This is a genomic window from Amycolatopsis sp. WAC 01416 (genome assembly GCF_003947485.1).
GTDB lineage: Bacteria > Actinomycetota > Actinomycetes > Mycobacteriales > Pseudonocardiaceae > Amycolatopsis.
This window is the reverse complement of the sequence record NZ_QHHX01000026.1, coordinates 1-954: the sequence shown is the minus strand read 5'-3', so window position 1 is coordinate 954 and position 954 is coordinate 1. Positions and strand designations below refer to the sequence as shown.

At 65.5% G+C, this 954-nt stretch carries 1 pseudogene; it reads left to right on the top strand.

The features are described 5' to 3' along the window. Positions 1–55: 55 nt before the first annotated feature. Positions 56–930 (top strand): annotated as a pseudogene (locus DL990_RS41130) (IS5 family transposase). Positions 931–954: the final 24 nt, after the last annotated feature.

The window sequence follows — 954 nt, the reverse complement described above, 5'->3', positions numbered from 1 at the left end:
CTAGGGCGTGTCCTGCGGATCTTGTTCATGATCGTGTGCGGACAATGGGTGTGTGGTGGGTCGTGGTGAGCTGACGGATAAGGCGTGGGCGGTGATCGCGCCGTTGCTGCCTGCGGAGACAGGTCAGCGGGGTGGGCGGTGGCGTAGTCATCGGCAGGTGATCAACGCGATTCTGTGGCATGAGCGGACGGGTGCGCCGTGGCGTGATCTGCCGGAACGCTATGGGCCATGGAAGACGGCGCATGAGCGGTTGCGGAAGTGGACCGCGGACGGAACATGGGACCGGATCCTGGAGCATGTGATCGTCAAAGACGACTCGCTGGGAACGCTGGAGGACAGCGTCGAGTTCGTGATCAGCGTCGATTCCACGAGTGTCCGGGCGCATCAGCACGCGGCCGGCGCCCGGAAAAAAGGGGCTGCGCGGACTGGATCGAAAACCTCGCCATCGACGGGGAATGCCTCGGACGCTCCCGAGGCGGACTGACAAGCAAGATCCACCTGGCCGTCGACGCCGCGGGTCTGCCGTTGGCGGTGATCCTCACTCCCGGTCAGGCCGGGGACAACCCGCAGCTGCTGCCGCTGCTGGACGAGATCCGGGACCTCGACGTGGACGGGCGGAAAGTGCGGGTCGGGCGGGTACTGGCCGACAAGGCCTACACCCACCCGAGCACCCGCACGGCGCTACGGGAACGCAGGATCAAGGCCACTATCCCCGAACGCGCCGACCAGATCGCCCGCCGCAAGGCCAAAGGCAGCGCCGGTGGCAGACCACCGGCCTTCGACCCCGACCTCTACAAGCTCCGCAACGTCGTCGAGCGATGCTTCAACAGGCTCAAACAATTCCGAGCCCTGGCAACCAGATTCGCCAAACGAGCCGCCTACCACCGCGCCGAGATCATCCTCGCCTGCATCGTCCTCCACCTCCGATGAAGATCCGCAGGACACGGCCTAACC